The organism is Cryptosporangium sp. NPDC051539 (assembly GCF_044454545.1).
GTDB lineage: Bacteria > Actinomycetota > Actinomycetes > Mycobacteriales > Cryptosporangiaceae > Cryptosporangium.
In genome coordinates, this window is the sequence record NZ_JBITDV010000005.1 from 146,269 (window position 1) to 163,294 (window position 17,026).

Sequence of the window (17,026 nt, forward strand, 5' to 3'; positions counted from 1 at the left end):
CATCGGTAGCGGCGCCAGCGAACTCGCGACCGCCGACATGGTGCTCAACATCGGCCCGCAGCACCCGTCCACACATGGCGTCCTACGGCTGCGCCTGGTCGTCGACGGCGAGCGGGTCGTCTCGGCCGAGCCGATCGTCGGGTACATGCACCGCGGCGCCGAGAAGCTGTTCGAGGTCCGCGACTACCGCCAGATCCTGATGCTGGCCAACCGGCACGACTGGCTCTCGGCGTTCTCCAACGAGCTCGGCGTCGCGCTGGCCGTCGAACGCATGATGGGTATCGAGGTACCGGAGCGGGCCACCTGGCTCCGGACCCTGCTCGCCGAGCTCAATCGCGTCCTCAATCATTTGATGTTCCTGGGGTCGTATCCCCTGGAGATCGGCGCGATCACGCCGATGTTCTACGCGTTCCGGGAGCGCGAGACGCTGCAGGCGGTGATGGAGGAGGCATCCGGCGGGCGGATGCACTACATGTTCAACCGGGTCGGAGGCGTGAAGGAGGAGGTCCCGGCCGGCTGGACCTCCCGCACCCGGCAAGCGGTGGCGGACGTCCGCAGGCGGATGTCCGATCTCGAGAACGTCATCCGGACCAACGACATCTTCCTGGCCCGGACGGTCGGCATCGGTGTGCTCGATGCCGGCAAGGCCGCCGCCTACGGTGCCAGCGGTCCGGTGGCCCGCGCGTCCGGGCTGGACATCGACCTACGCCGGGACGAGCCCTACCTGGCCTACGGCGAGCTCACCGACACGCTCGAGGTCGTCACTCGGACCGCGGGCGACTGCCACGCCCGGTTCGAGGTGCTTCTCGACCAGGTCCACGTCTCCCTCAATCTGGCCGACGCCTGCCTCGACCGGATTTCGACGCTGAGCGGGCCGGTGAACGTACGGCTGCCCAAGGTCGTCCGGGCGCCCGAGGGCCACACCTACGCGTGGACCGAGAACCCGCTCGGCATCAACGGGTACTACCTGGTGTCGCGGGGCGAGAAGACGCCGTGGCGGCTGAAGCTGCGCACCGCGTCTTACGCGAACGTCCAGGCGCTCGCCACTCTGCTGCCGGGCACGCTGCTTCCCGACCTGGTCGCGATCCTCGGCTCGATGTTCTTCGTCGTCGGCGACGTCGATAAATAGCGCTTACCAGCTGCGGTAGGCGCCGGTGTCGTCCTTCGCGTGACGCGCGTGACGTCCGCCCGCGCCTTCCGGGGCGGGCGAGCCGCCGCCCGCCTGGGGCAGGTGGTCGAGGCTCGGCAGCTCGAACTCGGCCGACCGCTCGTCGACCGCCGAGCCGTTCGGTGCCGACGGACCGTGCTGGGCCTGACCGTGCTGGGACGGGTCACCGAGGTTGGGGGCCTGCCAGGTCGGGGCCGGCTGCACGTCGGGCAGCTCGTCCCAGCGCTGTTGCTGTTGGCCGCCGAACCCGTTGCCGTGGCCGAACCCGTTGCCGGCACCGAAGCCGTTGCCCGCGCCGAACTCCGGCTCGGAGAGCGCCTGGCCGCCGACGGTGTAAGGGACGTCGAACACGTCTCCGGTGATCGCGCCGGTGATCACCTGCGGGTCGTCGCGGTCGTAGCGACGCTGCGAGCCGGTGTCCCACGCGTTGCCGTCGTTGTCGTTCCCGCGCTCGCGCCAGGACGACCATTCGCTGGCCGAACTCTGATCGTCGCTGCGTTCGCCCCCGCGATCGGCTCCACGGCCGTCGTCGCGGCGGCCGTTCGCCTCGGAGCGGGCCGGGGAAGCCGACCGGGCCCAGAACTCGGTGTAGTCGACCGTGCCGGACTCGCCGGACGGCTGCTCGCGGAACTCGCCGGAGTCTTCCTCCGCACCGGCGGCACGGGATCCGTAGACCCCGGCGTCCAGGCGACGGGCGGTGTAGACCGGCGGGGCGTCGTCGTAATCGATCATCTCGTAGGACGCGGAGTCTTCCTCGGCCCGGCGACGGCCACCACGGCGGCGGCTGACGTCGCCGTCGCTGGCCTCGGAGTCGTAGGCGCCGGACGCGTAGGTGCCGGCCTGGTAGGTCTGGTAGCGACCGGCCTGCTCGGCCGCGTCGTGGTCACGCTCGTTGTCACGCCGGCGGCCGTACTCGGTACCGGCCGGTGCCTCGTCGCGACGGCGGCGGCCGGGGTGGGCATCAGCGGCCTGCTCGGCCTCGGCCGGGCGGCGGGGCCAGTTGCCCGGCGCCGGGGCCGGGGTGTGCTCGGGCACCTCGGCGCGCGCCGACCCGTAGGTACCGGCGCCGTACCGGATCGGCTCCTGACGCTGCGGATCCTGACGCTGAAGATCGGGGCGCTGGGCATCGGGGCGCTGGGCGTCAGACCGGTGGGCGTCCGGACGGTGGGCCTCCGGCCGCACAGCGTCCGGGCGTTGGGGGGCGTTCGGATCGCCGTCGCCCTCGCCGTCGGTCTGGCCGAACCAGTCGTAGGCGGCTTCCGCCGACGGGGCGCCGCCCTGGGCCTCGGCGCGAGCGGTGATCGCCCGGCGTTCGCGCGGGCCGTTACCGGCTCCGTGGTACCGGCCGTCGTAGTCGTCGGCGCCCGGTAACGCGCTGGTTAAGCGCCCCATCCGGGTGGACTCGGCCCGCAGCACCGAGTCACGCCGGGTGGCCTCGAGTTCGCGGTGGACCCGCTCGAGCTCGCGGTGGACGGAGACCTCCACACCGCGGCGGAGCGAGTCGATGTCGTTGCGGAGCTGGCCGACCTCGGTGCGCAACTGCTCCTCGACGTCGTCCTTGACCATCGCGGCGTCGTCGCGCAACACGACGCTCAGCCCGATGACGACGACGGAGAAGACCGCGAGAACGGCGGCCGCGCGCAGGGGGCCGACACCGCTTCCGAGGACCAACAGCAATGCCGCGATCGGGGCAATGGCGACGCCGACCCAGAACAGCTTGCCGACGTGGCGGCGGAATCCCGGAGCCGGTGCGGCTTTCTCCGCTCGCTCCGGGGGCGGTAGGTGAGGCGGCGGCATGCGATCGAGGTTAGCGAGTCCCTCACGCGGTGTCCGCGTTCTGGATGATCCGGACGGGTTCGTTGATGCCGTTTCACCCGAGTTGTCGGTTGCAATCTGCTCCACACCAGACGGTTCGTCCGATCCGCCTCCGCCGTTTGACGGATGTTCGTTCGGTTGCGCACAGTCCGGATCCACCACATCACGGTAACCGGACGGTGTCGGCAGATTGGCTAACCGGTACCCATAGTGTCCCTAATCACCCTTATCGAGGGTGATGGTTCGATCCGCCGCAGCAGCGGCAAACGTGCTGTCCGCGGTCGCCAGTAACACTGCGCAACCGGTTCCGCCCGGCACCTCGCGTACCAGGGCGGCCAGCGCGTCCGCCTCCTCCGGCTCCAGCCCCGACGTCGGGTCGTCGAGCACGAGCAGCTCCGAGCCGGCCAGCAGGGCCCGGGCCAGCACCACCCGGCCGTGCATCTCCAGCGGAACGGCGGCCAGGTCGGCGTCGACGTACGCGGTGAGGCCCAGCCGGTTCAGACGGTCGACCGCTCGCTCGCGCAACCGGCCCGGCTCCCGGCCCAGCCCTCTGAGCACGGAGACCCCGCCCAGCAGCGCGACTCCGATCCCGGCCCGGCGTCCCGGCGGGACGATCGGTACCGGCGGCACCCCGGGCGCCCCCACCAGCACGTTGTCGAGCACGGAGAGCCCTCCGTACAGCCCGACGCCCTGCAACGTCCGGGCCAGCCCGAGCGTCGTCAGCCGGTGCGGCCGCGGACGCAGGGCCGCGCCGTGCCAGGTGACCTGCCCGGACTCCGGACGGACGAACCCGCACACGGTGTTGAACAGCGTCGACTTGCCGGTGCCCGGGCCGCCGGTGACGGCCAGCACCTCGCCCGGTCCGACCGTGAGCGAGAGGCCGGCGAGCGCGATCGTCGTACCCAGCCGGACCCGCACGTCCGCCAGGCTCAGAACGCCTCGGTCGGTAGCCACCGTCTGATCCGAAGACCCCAGAGCCATCCGTGTCTCCTCGGGCTGCGCCACACGTCAGGCTGCCGAGTATGTGGTAACCGTCACATCATCTGCAAGACATGTTCCGGCCACCAACCAGTGCCAAATCGGACGGTGCGGTGGTCAGCGTCGCCGACGTGCCGTGGTCAGCGCTGCCCGAAGCGTTCCATCCCGCGGGTGACCGCGAGCCCGAGCAGGATCGCGACGCCGGAGATCACCGCGCCGACCCATTTGTCGGCCCCGAGCAGGTCCAGGTGCAGCCGTACCAGCCCGAGCAGCGACGCCGCGAGTACGACACCGAAGATGCCGCCCCGCCGGCCGTGCGCGCTCACCCCGCCGAGCAGAGCGACGCTGAAGCCGATCATCGCCAGCTCGGCCATGCCGTTGTACCCGGCCGCGCTGGTCCCGCGGTTCGCGGTGTCGAGCAGCCCCGCGGCGGCCGCGAGCGCGCCCGATCCGGCCAGCGCTCCGGCCGCCGCGATCGACGCAACAAAACCGACGCGCCGCGCCGGGTCACCGATCGGCCGGGAGCGTCCGACGAACCGCCGGAACGCCGGCAGCGCGAGCAACAGGGCTCCGGCGACCGACAGCACGACCGCGCCGGCCAGCCACCACCCGGCCGACACGTGCACGTCGGGGGTCTCGTTCCCGACCCTGCGCGCGGCGCTGCCGGCCAGCGCGGGCACCAGCCCGGAGAGCAGCCCGGCGACCCCCAGGCTCACCGCCCAGCTCGGGACGCCGAACACCGTGCCGAACAGCGCGATGACCAGGCCGGCCAGTGCCCCTCCGGCCAGCGAGATCGCCAGCGCGGACCCGAACGGACGCCCCTCGCTGATCAGCCAGGCGTAGTCGGCACCGGCGCCGATCGCGATCGCGCCGATCGCGAGGTTCGGCATACCGGCCCGCAGCGAGAGCGCGGCCGCGCTGCCGAGCAGGATCGCGGTGGCCACCCAGAGCATCAGGGCCGAGTCGGCGCCCCCTCGGAACGCCTTCTCGTTCTCGGCGAGGATCAGCAGCACCTCGGTGATGCAGGCGGCGAGGAGAACGATCTCCCACACCAGGTGCGGCCACAGCCGGTCGCGAACGGGCCGGGGCGCGGGGGAGGCCACCGGCGGCGGCGCGGCGACGACCGGCAGCCCGAACGGGGGCGTGTCTCCCCCGAGCATCTGGGTCGGGGTGTCGTGCTCGGCGACCCGGAAGTCGTAGTCCGGCGGCTCCTCGTACGCCCCCGGCAGCGTCAGCGTGCCGCCGTCCCGGTCATCGATACCCGGGTCGTTCTCGTGTCGCTTACGCACCGTCAACCTCCTCGGTCCCGTGAGACCGAGGGTAGACGGCTGCACCCAATTGAGAACTACTCCGGGTGCTTCAGCAGATAGTCGATGAAAGCCGCACGAAAGAGTGGCTCCTGGTCGCCGTACTCGTGGCCGGTCAGCTCACGCCAGAGACCGACCACCTCTTCGATCGTGCTCCCGACGGTGCCGAGGCTCTCGTCGTTCGACTCGGTCTCGCGCGACGCGGGCAGCCGCTCGATGAGGTTCCAGAAGAATCCGATGTCGCCGTGCTTGCGGGCCCGGGAGAACGCGCGCGAACGCAGCTCCTCGGTGGACAGCGCGTCCAGCGTAGCCAGGTCACTCATGGGATCAGCTTTCCTCATCGTCCGGCGGGTCCGGAATCCGGCACGACCGTTCCAGCCAGAGCGCGGCGGCGACCAGCAGCACCGCGGCGATCAGGCCACCAGTGCATTCCGGCAGGTCGTCGGCTGCGGCCGCCAGCCGGCTCCGCTCGCTGAGCAGGTAGAGCAGCAGGCCCGCGTACAGACCGACGAACAGCGCCCCGCCGAGCGAGGACGCCTTCGCCAGCGCCGCGAACCGGGCCACGGCCAGCGGCTCCACCGGCCCGGCGTCTTCCTGCCGCTCGATCTTGGCCTTCGTCGCCCTGGCCACGATCACCTCGAAGACCGCCAGCAGCGCGATCGACAGCGCCGGGAACCAGGTGAACGTCGGCAGGTCACCGTAAAAACGGTTGGCGAGCGCCCAGGCCGCCACGCACGCGACCAACACCACCAGGGCGAGGCTGCCGGGGCGGGTCGGGGTCAACCGCGGGGTCGGCGTGGGCGGGCTGGGGGGCGGGGTCACTGCGGGTCACCTCTCCAGGCTCAGGTCGTCGCGGCGGCGGACGCTGTTGCGTTCATCATCCGGCAGCGCCGCGATCAGCTCGCGCACCGTGCCCTGCCCGGCCAGTACCGCGTCGGGTTCGACGGCCAGCCAGGGCACCAGGACGAACGCCCGCTCGGACGTTCGCGGGTGCGGCAGGGTCAGCGCGGGGTCGTCGGACATCACCGGTGCCCCGGCGGAATCGTGCACCTGCACGACGTCCACATCGAGCGTTCGCGGACCCCAGCGCACGTCCCGCACCCGGCCCGCGGCCTGTTCGGCCGCGTGCGCGAACGACAGCCAGCCGGACGCGTCGCGCTCGGGCGCGTCGGCCACCACGATCGCGTTCAAGTAGTCGTCCTGGGCAATCGGGCCCCAGGGGGCGGTCTCGTAGACCGGGGACACCCGCGCCGCGTTCAGCGCCGCGACCACCGTGGCCAGGTTGGCCAGCCGGTCTCCGAGGTTGGACCCGATCGAGAGCACCGCGCGGGTCATCGGGACCGCCGGATCGTGACGGCCACGTCGGCGAACTCCAGCGGGATCGGCGCTTCCGGCTTGTGCACGGTGACCTCGGCGGCGAGCACCCTCGAGTCTTCCAGGCACGCCTCGGCGAGCCGCGCGACCAGCTTCTCCAGCAGGTTTACCGGTTCGCCCTCCACCACCGCGGCCAGCTTGCGCGCCAGCTCGCCGTAGTGCACGGTGTCGGTCACGTCGTCGGTGGCGGCGGCCTTGCCGGTGTCGAGCTCGAGGACGACGTCGACCACGAACGGCTGTCCGTCGCGGCGCTCGTGGTCGTACACGCCGTGATAGCCGGTCACGGTCAGACCGGTGAGCGTGATCCGGTCGTTCACCGCTCCGCCTCCCGGTATGCGTTCAGGACCGCGATCGCGTCCACGCTCGCGCGCACTTCGTGCACGCGCACACCCCAGGCGCCCGCCTGCGCGGCGAGCACGGTGATCGCGAGCGTCGCGTCCTCCCGCTGGTCGACCGGGCGGGGCTTCCCGTCGAGGTCGGCCAGCAGCTTTCCGAGGAACGACTTCCGGCTCGCGCCGATCAGCACCGGAAAGCCCAACGTCTGCAGGACGTCGAGCTTGGCCAGCAACTGCCAGTTGTGGACGCCGGTCTTGGCGAAACCGAGCCCGGGATCGAGGATCAGCGACTCCGGACGCACCCCGGCCCGCAATGCCGCGTCGATGCGGGCCGACAGTTCGTCGCGCACTTCGGTCACGACGTCGTCGTAGTGCGCGAGCTGCTGCATGTCCCGGCTGTGCCCACGCCAGTGCATGAGTATCCACGGGCAGCCGGCATTCGCGACGACGGCGCCCATCCCGGCGTCGGCCAGACCGCCGGAGACGTCGTTGACGACCGACGCGCCTGCCGCCAGCGCGGCCTCGGCCACCGCCGCTCTGGTCGTGTCGATGCTGACGACGACGCCGGAGGCGACGAGCTCGCGGATCACCGGGACGACCCGGCCGATCTCCACGTCGGCGGCGACCCGCTCGGCACCGGGCCGGGTCGACTCACCACCGACGTCGATCAAGTCGGCGCCCTCGGCGACGAGCTCCTGGGCGTGCGTGACGGCCGCGTCGATGCTCTCGTAGCGGCCGCCGTCGGAGAACGAGTCGGGCGTCACGTTGAGGACGCCCATCACGCGGCACCGGTCTGGCGCGCTCACCGACCTGATCCGAGAATCAGGCTCATCGCCTCGGCCCGCGCCGCCTGGGAGCGCTGGAACCAGCCCCGGACGGCCGACGTCACAGTGCGCGCGCCCGGCTTGCGGATGCCGCGCATCGACATGCAGAGGTGCTCGCACTCCACGACGACGATGACGCCGCGGGGCTCGAGCTTCTCCATCAGCGTGTCGGCGATCTGCGACGTCAGCCGCTCCTGCACCTGCGGACGCCGCGCGTACAGATCGACCAGCCGGGCGAGCTTGGACAAGCCGGTGATCCGGCCGTTCTCGCCCGGGATGTAGCCGACGTGCGCGACACCGTGGAACGGCACCAGATGGTGCTCGCAGGTCGAGTAGAGCTCGATGTCCTTCACCAGGACGAGCTCCTCGTGGTCTTCCTCGAAGACCGTGGTGAGCACGTCCGCCGGGTCGACCCGGAGCCCGGCGAAGATCTCGTCGTAGGCGCGGGCGACCCGGGCCGGGGTCTCCCGGAGGCCCTCGCGGTCGGGGTCTTCCCCGACCGCGACGAGGATCTCCCGCACCGCCCGCTGGATCCGGGGCAGGTCGACCGTCTTCTCGGCGGTCGCACCGTTCTCACCAGCGGGCGCCTCGGCGGCAGCCGCTTCGGTGCTCAGCGGAAGTCCTCTCCCCGGTTCATCGGGCCGGAGTGTCCGCCCGGGGAGCCCGGGGAGCCCGGCCAGCCGGGCTGACCCGGAACCGGCGGGCCGCCCAGCGTGTCGCTCTGCGGCGGCATCGGGTCGGTCAGCGGGTCGCCCGGAGCCGGCACCGAGGCGTCGACGCCCGGGCCGACGGTGACGCCCGGCTCGTCGTCGGGAGCGGCGTGCGACCCACCGTTGGTGCGGAGGCCGTGGTTGCCGTTCGCCAGCCGCGCGGTCGCCTCTTCGGCGGCCTTCTTCTGCAGCTCGGCGACTTCGGCCGCGGTCATGACCGGCGGCTTGTCGCTGGGCGTGCGCTTGCCGAACCCGTTGAACGGCGACATCGGCGGACGCTTCTGCACCCGGGCGCAGATCCGGGCCATGTCGTCCTTGCTCAGCGTCTCCTTCTCGAGGAGCTCGAGCACCATCGCGTCGAGAACGTCCCGGTACTCGGCGAGGATCTCGTACGCCTCGTCGTGTGCCAGTTCGATCAGCGCCCGCACCTCGCTGTCGATCTCGGCCGCTATGGCGTCCGAGTAGTCGCGCTGGTGGCCCATGTCGCGGCCGAGGAACGGCTCGGAGTCACTGGTGCCGTACTTGATCGCACCGAGCTTCGCGCTCATGCCGTACTCGGTGACCATCGAGCGGGCCATGCCGGAGGCCTTCTCGATGTCGTTGCCGGCGCCGGTGGTCGGCTCGTGGTAAACGAGTTCCTCCGCCGCCCGGCCGCCGAGCGCGTACGCGAGCGTGTCGATCATCTCGGACCGGGTCTGGGTGTACTTGTCTTCCGTCGGGAGGATCAGCGTGTGGCCCAGCGACCGGCCGCGCGGCACGATCGTCAGCTTGTGCACCGGCGCGGAGTGCGGGAGCGCCCAGGCCACCAGCGCGTGCCCACCCTCGTGGTACGCGGTGACCTTGAGCTCCCTCTGGCTCATCGCCCTGGTCTTGCGCTCCGGACCCGCGATCACCCGGTCGATCGCCTCTTCCAGCGCGTCGTTGGTGATCGCCTTCCGGTCCATCCGGGCGGTGAGCAGCGCGGCCTCGTTGATCACGTTGGCCAGGTCGGCACCGGTGAAGCCGGGCGTCCGGCGCGCGATCGTGTCGAGGTCGACGTCGGGCGAGAACGGCTTGCCCTTGGCGTGCACCCGCAGGACGGCCTTTCGGCCCTCGAGGTCGGGACGGTCGACCGCGATCTGCCGGTCGAACCGGCCGGGACGCAGCAGCGCGGGGTCGAGGATGTCGGGCCGGTTCGTCGCGGCGATCATGATGATGCCGCCCTTGACGTCGAAGCCGTCCATCTCGACGAGCATCTGGTTCAGCGTCTGCTCGCGCTCGTCGTGCCCACCGCCGAGGCCGGCGCCACGGTGGCGGCCGACCGCGTCGATCTCGTCGACGAAGATGATCGCCGGTGCGTTCTGCTTGGCCTGCTCGAACAGGTCGCGGACGCGGCTGGCACCGACACCGACGAACATCTCGACGAAGTCGGAACCGGAGATCGAGTAGAACGGCACACCGGCCTCACCGGCGACCGCACGGGCCAGCAGCGTCTTACCGGTACCGGGCGGGCCGTAGAGCAGGACGCCCTTCGGGATCTTCGCGCCGATCGCCTGGAACTTGGCCGGGTTCTGCAGGAACTCCTTGATCTCGTGGAGTTCCTCGATGGCCTCGTCGGCGCCGGCGACGTCGGCGAACGTCGTCTTGGGGGTGTCTTTACTGACCAGCTTGGCCTTGGACTTGCCGAAGTTCATGACTCGGCTGCCGCCGCCCTGCATCTGGCTCATGAACAGGAACAGCAGAACGACCACGACGAGGATCGGCAGGACAGTGATGAGTAGCGTGACGAAGATCGATTCCTGGGTGACCTTCGTGTCGAATGCGAGGCCGGAGTCGGCCTGCGCTTTCGCCTGCAGCTGCTCGAATACGTTGTCTGCGGCCTGGGCCGGGAACGAGGCCTCGATCTTGTTCGAGCCCCGATAGTCGTTCTTCAGCTGGAGACGGAGCACCTGCTCCTTGTCTTCCAGCTGAGCCTTGCTGTAGTTCCCGTCGCGCACCTGAGCGAGGGCGACCGAGGTATCGACCTTCTTGTAGTCGCCGTCGCCGGTGAACAGAGAGCCCAACAGCAGCGCGACCAGGATCATCAGGATGATCCAGACCAGTGGCCTGCGGATGAAGCGGGTACGTTCCATGCTGCGTGCGGGGCGCTCCTAAAAACAGAGCCCCGGCCCCTCCCGATTCTCAGGCTATTTGGCGCGTGTCGGTGTGCACTTCAGGTGGTTCGACGGGCGTAATACTCGTTGTTCACCCGGTGGTGGAAGAGTACTCCGCACCCACCTGGGGTGCAGGTCGCCGGTTGGCGATCTGCCGGGACAACGGGTGAACCCTGGTCACCGTTCCCTGCCCTGCTCAGGCCGCGCCGTAAACCTCAGGCCTCAGCACCCCGACAAACGGCAATCCGCGGTACTGCTCGGCATAGTCGAGGCCATATCCGACGACGAATTCGTTCGGGATGTCGAATCCGACGTAGGGCACCTCGACCGGGACCTTCACCGCGTCCGGCTTGCGCAACAGGGCGACGACCTTGACCGACGCCGGGTTGCGGCTGGCCAGGTTGCGTAGCAGCCAGGACAGCGTCAGGCCGGAGTCGATGATGTCCTCGACGACCAGAACGTGCCGTCCGGCGATGTCACGGTCGAGGTCCTTGAGGATCCGCACGACGCCCGAGGACGTCGTCGAGGAGCCGTACGACGAGACCGCCATGAACTCGATCTCGGTCGGGAGCCGCAGTTCGCGGGCGAGGTCGGCCATGAACACGAACGCGCCCTTGAGAACCCCGACCAGGAGCAGCGGGCTCGACGGATCGACCTCATGGTCGGCCTCGATCTTCCGGGCCAGCTCGGCGATCTTTTCCTGGATGTCCGCGGCCGAGACGACCACCCGCTCGATGTCGGCCGCGTACGGGCCGTCTTCCATCTGGCTCGTCACACGCCTCACCCTACGGAACTTGGTCACCCCTACGCAGGGCACCCCGGACCCGGACGACCCGGATGCCCAGCGGCAGGTGCACCGCGCCCTGGCCCTTCCACCGGGTGACCAGCGCGTCCAGGGCTTCGACGTGGGTCGCGGCGAGGGTGCCGGCCGGGGCCCCCAGCGTGATCGCCCAGCGGCGCAGGGCCCGTCCGCGCAGCGCTCGGTGAGCGTCCGCCAAGGTCTGGACGTCGAGGCCGCCCTCGGGGGGCGAGCACTCGTCGCGGGCCGTCCCGAGGAGGGAGGCGGCGAGTTCGTCGAGCAGGTCCGCGTCGGCGCGCAGCAACGCGGCGCTCCGCGCCAGTCCGGCGACCAGCCCCCCACCGGCCGCGGCCTCCAGCGCGGGCAGCACCGCACGGATCCGCGACCGGGCGAAGGCCGGGTCGGCGTTGTGCGGGTCGTCCCAGCTGGGGAGCGACTCGCCGGCGCAGGCCGCGCGGGTGGTTCCACGGGAAACCGCGAGCAACGGACGGAGGTAGATCCCCCGCTGCGGGGCCATTCCGGCCAGCGACCGGCTCCCGGAGCCGCGGGCGAGCCCGAGCAGGACGGTCTCGGCCTGGTCGTCGGCCGTGTGCCCGAGCAGCACGGCCGCGGCGCCGTTGCGCTCGGCGGCGGACGACAGCGCCGCGTAGCGGGCCTCCCGGGCGGCCGCCTCCGGTCCCCCCTCGGTCCCGACTTCGACCCTCACCGCCTCCGACGGAGCCAGGCCCAGCTTCGTCCCCCAGGCGGCCACGTCCGCCGCACGTCTGTCCGACCCTTCCTGCAGACCGTGGTCGACGCTGATCAGCCCGGCTTTCCGGCCCGCGCGCGGTGCCTCGAACGCCGTGGCGGACGCGAGCGCGGTCGAATCCGGGCCACCGGAGCACGCGACCAGCACCAGGGCGTCCGGGGGCAACGACCGCAGCACCGCGCGCACCGCCACCCGGACCGCGGCGACGGCAGGCGGCGGCCCGGCCATCGGTGGCTAGCCGACGGCCGCGGTGCCGACGACCCGGGCCACCCAGGCGTCGGGGTCCTGGATCTCGCTGGTGCGCGGGAGCGTCTCGGCCGAGGTCCAGATCTGGTTGAAGCCGTTCATGCCGACCTTCTCGACCACCGCGGCGACGAACCGGCGGCCCTCGGCGTACTGCCGCATCTTCACCTCGATGCCGAGCAGGCGCCGCAGCAGCTTGTCGAGAGGGTTCCGGGCGCCCCGCCGCGCGTTGAACCGGGCGCGGATGCTCTCGACCGTCGGCACCACGTCGGGCCCGACGCCGTCCATCACGAACTCGGCGTGGCCCTCGACCAGCGTCATCAACGCGGTGAGGCGGTCGACGACGGCGCGCTGGGCCGGCGTCTGCACGAGGTCGAGCACCGACGCCTTGGAATCCGGGTTCCGGATCGCCTCGGAGAGCGCGGAGATGCCGTTGCGGACGCGGTCCGCGAGCGCGTCCGGGTCGAGGTCGGTGGCGTCGACGAACGCGTTGACCTCGGACAGGAAGTGGTCGCGCAGCCAGGGAACGGCGGTGAACTGGGTCCGGTGGGTGACCTCGTGGAGGCAGACCCAGAGCCGGAAGTCGGTCGGGTCGACGCCCAGCTTGCGCTCGACCTCGACCACGTTCGGGGCGACGAGGAGCAGGCGGCCGGGCGTGCCGGAGAAGACCTCGTACTGACCGAGCACCTTGCTCGAGAAGAAGCCCAGGATCGTCCCGACCTGGAGGCCGGTCGCCTTCGAGCCGACCGCCTTCACCGCGGTACCGACGGCGCCGCCGACCGGACCGAGCGCGGACGGCTTCTGCGGCGAGGCGGCCTGGAGCTTCTCGATGACCGGATCCATCACGATCTGCAGACCCTCGACGTTCGTCCGCACCCAGTCGGACCGGTCGACGACCTGGACCGGCGGATGGTCGATCCGCGCGCTCAGGCCGGTGTAGTTCGCGACGTGCCCTTCGGCGACGTCGGTGAGGCGCCGGAGCTCGAGGACGACGTCGGCCGCCTCGGTGACGCTCACCCGCGGCCCACCGGCGGTCAGCGCCGCGGCGGTGGAGACCGCCAGATCCCAGTCCACCATCTGCGTCATCTCTTCACGGTACGGGTGAATCGCACGCGTTGCCCACCGGACGACCGCTTATCGGCAGCCGCAGCGGGCGCTCATCGGCAGCCGCAGCGGGCCAGCGTGGCGGCGATCTGGTCGAGCGCGGCTTCGGCCGCCTCGGTACCGCCGTCGGGAACACCGTTGGCGACGGCGGCGAACGTGAGGATCCGCCCGTCGAGCGTGATCGTCATCCCGGCCAGCGAACTGACGCCGGAGAGCGTCCCGGTCTTGGCTCGGACCAGCCCGACTCCGGCGGTCGCCGAGGTGCCGTCGAAGCGGTCGGCGAGCGTCCCGCTGTAGGACGCCACCGGCAGGCCGGCCAGCAGCGACCGGAGCTGCGGGTGGTCGTTGCCGACCGCGGCGGTCAGCAGCGAGGTGAGCAGGTTCGGCGTCAGCCGGTCGTTCCGGGAGAGGCCGCTGCCGTCCACCAGCCCGAACCCGGCGGTGTCGATGCCGGCCTCGTCGAGCACGGCCTTCAGCGCCTGCGTACCGCCCGCGAACGTGGCCGGGAGGCCCCTCTTGACGGCGATCAGGCGCAGCATCGACTCGGCGATGACGTTGTCGGACTCGGTCAGCATCGCGTCGACGATGTGCGAGAGCGGCGGCGACTTCAGCTCCGCGAGCGGCGCGGCGCTGTCCGGCGCGGTGCCGCGCTCGACGTCGGCGTCGCCGGCCCCGAGCAGTTCGGCGAACCGCTGCCCGACGAAGAGATCGGGGTTCGTCGCCCGGACTCCCCGGTGGTCGGCGACCGGCTGGACCCGTCCGCCGTCCGCGGTGAGTGCGTTGACCGGCGCGGCGTAGTTGCCGGAAATGATGTCGGAATCCCAGCCCGGGCCCACCCCGGAGCCTTCGAACAGCGTGCTGTCGACGACGACCTTGGTGACCTTCGTATCCTTGAGCGCGGTGCGGACGGCGCCGGCCAGCGTGTCGAGGCGGGACGAGCCGGGGTAGGTCTGCTTCTCGGTGAAAGCGAGCGTCGGGTCGCCCGCGCCGATCAGCACGATCTCGCCCGGCTCGGCGCCCTGCACGACCTTCGTCGTCAGCCGGTAAGCGGGCCCGTAGGCCAGCAGCACGCCGGAGGCCGTGACGGCTTTGGTGGTCGAGGCGGGTGTGACCGGAGTGTCGGCGTTCTGGCTCAGCAGCGCCGTGCCGGTCTCCGCGTCACGGACCGATACGGCTACGCTGGAGCCGAGCCGGTGATCGGCGAGAAGGCTGGTCAACGCGGTAGTCAGCCCGGCCTCGGTGGGAGGCGCTGCGGTGTCGTCATCGGGGTTCAAGACTACTGGTGGGGCGGTGAAAACCGGCCCCGCGGCGACGGCGGGCACGAGTACCCCGACGCGCGCGTCTTCCACTTCGTCGGCGCCGCCTCGCACGAACCACAGCACGTCCGTGACCAGCACGACGGCGAGGACCCAACAGAGCGTGAGCCACAGCACAGGGTGGCGACCGTTCTGCATATCCTCCCCAAGGGCCGGTTCCGACCTGCGAGAGACTAGTAGCAATCAGTGCCCGACCCGGTGAGGAGCCCCACCCGTGGAGTTCGACGTCACGATCGAGATCCCCAAGGGTCAGCGAAACAAATACGAGGTCGACCACGAGACCGGGCGCATCCGGCTGGACCGGATTCTGTTCACCGCGACCCAGTACCCGGCTGACTACGGGTTCATCGAGGAGACACTCGGCCAGGACGGCGACCCGCTGGACGCGCTCGTGCTGCTCCAGGAGCCGACGTTCCCGGGTTGCCTGATCCGTGCCCGCGCGATCGGCATGTTCCGGATGAAGGACGAGAAGGGCCCGGACGACAAGGTCCTCTGCGTCCACGCGAACGACCCGCGACAGGAGCACCTGCGCGACATCCACCACCTGCCGGAGTTCGACCGGCTGGAGATCCAGCACTTCTTCACGGTGTACAAGGACCTCGAGCCCGGCAAGTCGGTCGAGGGTGCCTCGTGGGTGGGGCGCGCCGAGGCCGAGCTCGAGATCGAGCGCTCCCGCAAGCGGGCGATCGAGGCCCACGGCGACTTCACCGGCACCGGAGACGCGCACCCGCCGTCGGAGTAACCGACCCAGCGGGATACTGCTCAGGTGAGCGCTATCGACGGGGCGGCCGCAGTACGACCGGCCGCCGATGAGGAGCTAGCGGGTCTCGCGGAGGTCGAGAAAGCTTCCGAGGCCCCCTTCATCGAGGCGGGCATGGTTCTGCCGGCCGAGTACATGCAGGCCGATACGCTGCGGAAATGCGCGATCGTCCTGGTCGCGCCCGGGCCGACCGGTGCTCCGGTCGGCTTCGCGGCGGTGGACATCGTCGACGGTGCGGCGCACCTGACCCAGCTGTCGGTGGACGCCGCGTACGGACGCCAGGGCATCGGGCGGGGGTTACTCGCCGCGGTGATCGGCTGGGCCCGCCGGGGTGGGTTACCGGCGGTGACACTGACGACGTTCCGGGACGTGCCGTGGAACGGTCCGTTCTACCGCCGGTACGGGTTCGTCGACCTGGACGAGGCCGAGCTGACGCCGGGCCTGCGCGAGGCCAGGGCGCACGAGGTGGCCGCCGACCTCGACCAGTACGCACCCCGCTGCGCCATGCGCCGAGCCCTACGCGCTTCGTGAAGGCACGCGCGCCCCGAGGACGCGTCTCATGAGGGCGGCGCGCTTGCCCGGTTCGCGGTGGCCAGTGTTTTGACTCTGGCTATTGGGCTGGATCTGTGCGGGAGACGGCCGCCGGATGGTTCGCGGTGAGTTGAACGGGCTCGTGGCGGAACGGGCGGCCTACCCGAGTGACCTGACCGGCGCTGATCGGCCCGTTCCTCGACGCGTGGAAGGCACGGCACCCGTCGGTGTCCGGGCACATCAGGGCCGCTATTCGCTGCGGGAGGTGGGCTTCGACGGTGAACACGGTGCGTCGGCTGACCGGCACCAGCGCCCCGACCTGACGAGGAGCCTGACCAGAATGAACGCCCCATCATGAACACAGCGACGGCTCTGGACCTGATCACCGCCAGGCAGACCGCCGTCACCGAATACGCCGGCCAGCTACCCGAGCAGATCGCCAAGTTCACCGCCGAACAGCTCAATGCCCTGTACCCGACCATCGCCAGCGAGCCCTACCAGCAGATCCTCGCTGTGTTCTGCGCGGCCACCGCGCCGATCCGCGCCAAAGACGTCTGCATGGCCCTGGGCATCGAGGTCACCGTCCCCAAGGACGTCGAAGGCATCCGCGCGAAACTCAAGCGCCTGGTCAGACGACAGGCCCTGGCCGAAGCCAACCAGGCCTGGTCACCTTCGACCCGACCGGCGACTAAACCCTCACAAAACACCCTCCGGAGAGGCTAGGAAAGTGCCGGTCTAGTTCCTAGCGCGTTCGCGTCATTGCTCCGAGGATGGCGAGGACGAGGTCGTCGCCAGGCTCACGGCTACGACCGCGGCCGAACACCTCGTGCTCCACGGCCGGGCAGGCACCGGCGGAAGGCGAGCACCCGTCACCACGGAGGT

General features: G+C 70.8%; 18 protein-coding genes. 4 read left to right on the forward strand and 14 right to left on the reverse strand.

The genetic code is table 11. The features are described 5' to 3' along the window. The first annotated feature begins 37 nt into the window (after positions 1-37). Positions 38-1,129, forward strand: coding sequence for an NADH-quinone oxidoreductase subunit D (locus tag ACIBZJ_RS17150; RefSeq protein ID WP_395931234.1), 1,092 nt, complete (start codon positions 38-40; stop codon positions 1,127-1,129). Between the two features lie 3 nt (positions 1,130-1,132). Here ACIBZJ_RS17150 and ACIBZJ_RS17155 read toward each other — a convergent pair whose 3' ends face one another. From ACIBZJ_RS17155 to dacB, 14 genes are all read right to left on the reverse strand, one after another. After that, positions 1,133-2,965: a hypothetical protein gene (locus ACIBZJ_RS17155; protein ID WP_395930476.1), complete on the reverse strand. Its 1,833-nt coding sequence runs from the start codon at positions 2,963-2,965 to the stop codon at positions 1,133-1,135. A 234-nt stretch (positions 2,966-3,199) separates the two neighbouring features. Then, positions 3,200-3,937, reverse strand: a complete 738-nt coding sequence (locus ACIBZJ_RS17160; protein ID WP_395930478.1) for an ATP-binding cassette domain-containing protein — start codon at positions 3,935-3,937, stop codon at positions 3,200-3,202. A 164-nt stretch (positions 3,938-4,101) separates the two neighbouring features. Beyond that, positions 4,102-5,250: an ABC transporter permease gene (locus tag ACIBZJ_RS17165; protein ID WP_395930480.1), complete on the reverse strand. Its 1,149-nt coding sequence runs from the start codon at positions 5,248-5,250 to the stop codon at positions 4,102-4,104. A 56-nt stretch (positions 5,251-5,306) separates the two neighbouring features. Then, positions 5,307-5,591 carry a hypothetical protein gene (locus ACIBZJ_RS17170; protein ID WP_395930482.1) on the reverse strand — a complete coding sequence of 95 codons (285 nt, stop codon included), beginning with the start codon at positions 5,589-5,591 and terminating at the stop codon, positions 5,307-5,309. Between the two features lie 4 nt (positions 5,592-5,595). Continuing rightward, complete coding sequence (locus tag ACIBZJ_RS17175; RefSeq protein ID WP_395930484.1) at positions 5,596-6,090, reverse strand: DUF3180 domain-containing protein; 495 nt, start codon at positions 6,088-6,090, stop codon at positions 5,596-5,598. Between the two features lie 6 nt (positions 6,091-6,096). Beyond that, positions 6,097-6,603, reverse strand: coding sequence for a 2-amino-4-hydroxy-6-hydroxymethyldihydropteridine diphosphokinase (gene folK, locus ACIBZJ_RS17180; RefSeq protein ID WP_395930486.1), 507 nt, complete (start codon positions 6,601-6,603; stop codon positions 6,097-6,099). Further along, a complete protein-coding gene (folB, locus tag ACIBZJ_RS17185; RefSeq protein WP_395930488.1) occupies positions 6,600-6,959 on the reverse strand; it encodes a dihydroneopterin aldolase in 360 nt (119 codons plus the stop codon). Before folB ends, folK begins: the two co-directional genes overlap by 4 nt. Beyond that, positions 6,956-7,756: a dihydropteroate synthase gene (gene folP / locus ACIBZJ_RS17190; RefSeq protein WP_395931236.1), complete on the reverse strand. Its 801-nt coding sequence runs from the start codon at positions 7,754-7,756 to the stop codon at positions 6,956-6,958. The genes folB and folP overlap by 4 nt, the downstream gene beginning before the upstream one ends. A 23-nt stretch (positions 7,757-7,779) precedes the next feature. Then, on the reverse strand, positions 7,780-8,415 hold the full coding sequence (gene folE / locus ACIBZJ_RS17195) for a GTP cyclohydrolase I FolE (protein WP_395931238.1): 636 nt from the start codon (positions 8,413-8,415) through the stop codon (positions 7,780-7,782). Continuing rightward, the gene (gene ftsH, locus ACIBZJ_RS17200) at positions 8,412-10,622 is read right to left on the reverse strand and encodes an ATP-dependent zinc metalloprotease FtsH (RefSeq protein ID WP_395930490.1); all 2,211 of its coding nucleotides are present in this window, start codon (positions 10,620-10,622) and stop codon (positions 8,412-8,414) included. Before ftsH ends, folE begins: the two co-directional genes overlap by 4 nt. 217 nt (positions 10,623-10,839) lie before the next feature. Then, positions 10,840-11,406 (reverse strand): hypoxanthine phosphoribosyltransferase, encoded by a 567-nt coding sequence (gene hpt, locus ACIBZJ_RS17205; protein WP_395931240.1) that lies wholly within the window; start codon positions 11,404-11,406, stop codon positions 10,840-10,842. 22 nt (positions 11,407-11,428) lie between these two features. Continuing rightward, entirely contained in the window at positions 11,429-12,418 is a 990-nt protein-coding gene (gene tilS / locus ACIBZJ_RS17210) for a tRNA lysidine(34) synthetase TilS (protein WP_395930492.1), read from the reverse strand. 6 nt (positions 12,419-12,424) lie between these two features. Beyond that, entirely contained in the window at positions 12,425-13,519 is a 1,095-nt protein-coding gene (locus tag ACIBZJ_RS17215; protein WP_395930494.1) for a zinc-dependent metalloprotease, read from the reverse strand. Between the two features lie 71 nt (positions 13,520-13,590). Beyond that, entirely contained in the window at positions 13,591-14,934 is a 1,344-nt protein-coding gene (gene dacB, locus ACIBZJ_RS17220; protein ID WP_395930496.1) for a D-alanyl-D-alanine carboxypeptidase/D-alanyl-D-alanine-endopeptidase, read from the reverse strand. Positions 14,935-15,067: 133 nt separating this feature from the next. On the opposite strand from dacB, the gene ACIBZJ_RS17225 reads away from it, so the two are divergent. The 3 genes from ACIBZJ_RS17225 to ACIBZJ_RS17235 all read left to right on the forward strand — a co-directional run bounded on the left by ACIBZJ_RS17225 (position 15,068) and on the right by ACIBZJ_RS17235 (position 16,867). Next, positions 15,068-15,595 carry an inorganic diphosphatase gene (locus ACIBZJ_RS17225; protein ID WP_395930498.1) on the forward strand — a complete coding sequence of 176 codons (528 nt, stop codon included), beginning with the start codon at positions 15,068-15,070 and terminating at the stop codon, positions 15,593-15,595. A gap of 24 nt (positions 15,596-15,619) precedes the next feature. Beyond that, positions 15,620-16,144, forward strand: a complete 525-nt coding sequence (locus tag ACIBZJ_RS17230) for a GNAT family N-acetyltransferase (protein WP_395930500.1) — start codon at positions 15,620-15,622, stop codon at positions 16,142-16,144. Between the two features lie 354 nt (positions 16,145-16,498). After that, positions 16,499-16,867 (forward strand): hypothetical protein, encoded by a 369-nt coding sequence (locus ACIBZJ_RS17235; protein ID WP_395930502.1) that lies wholly within the window; start codon positions 16,499-16,501, stop codon positions 16,865-16,867. Positions 16,868-17,026: the final 159 nt, after the last annotated feature.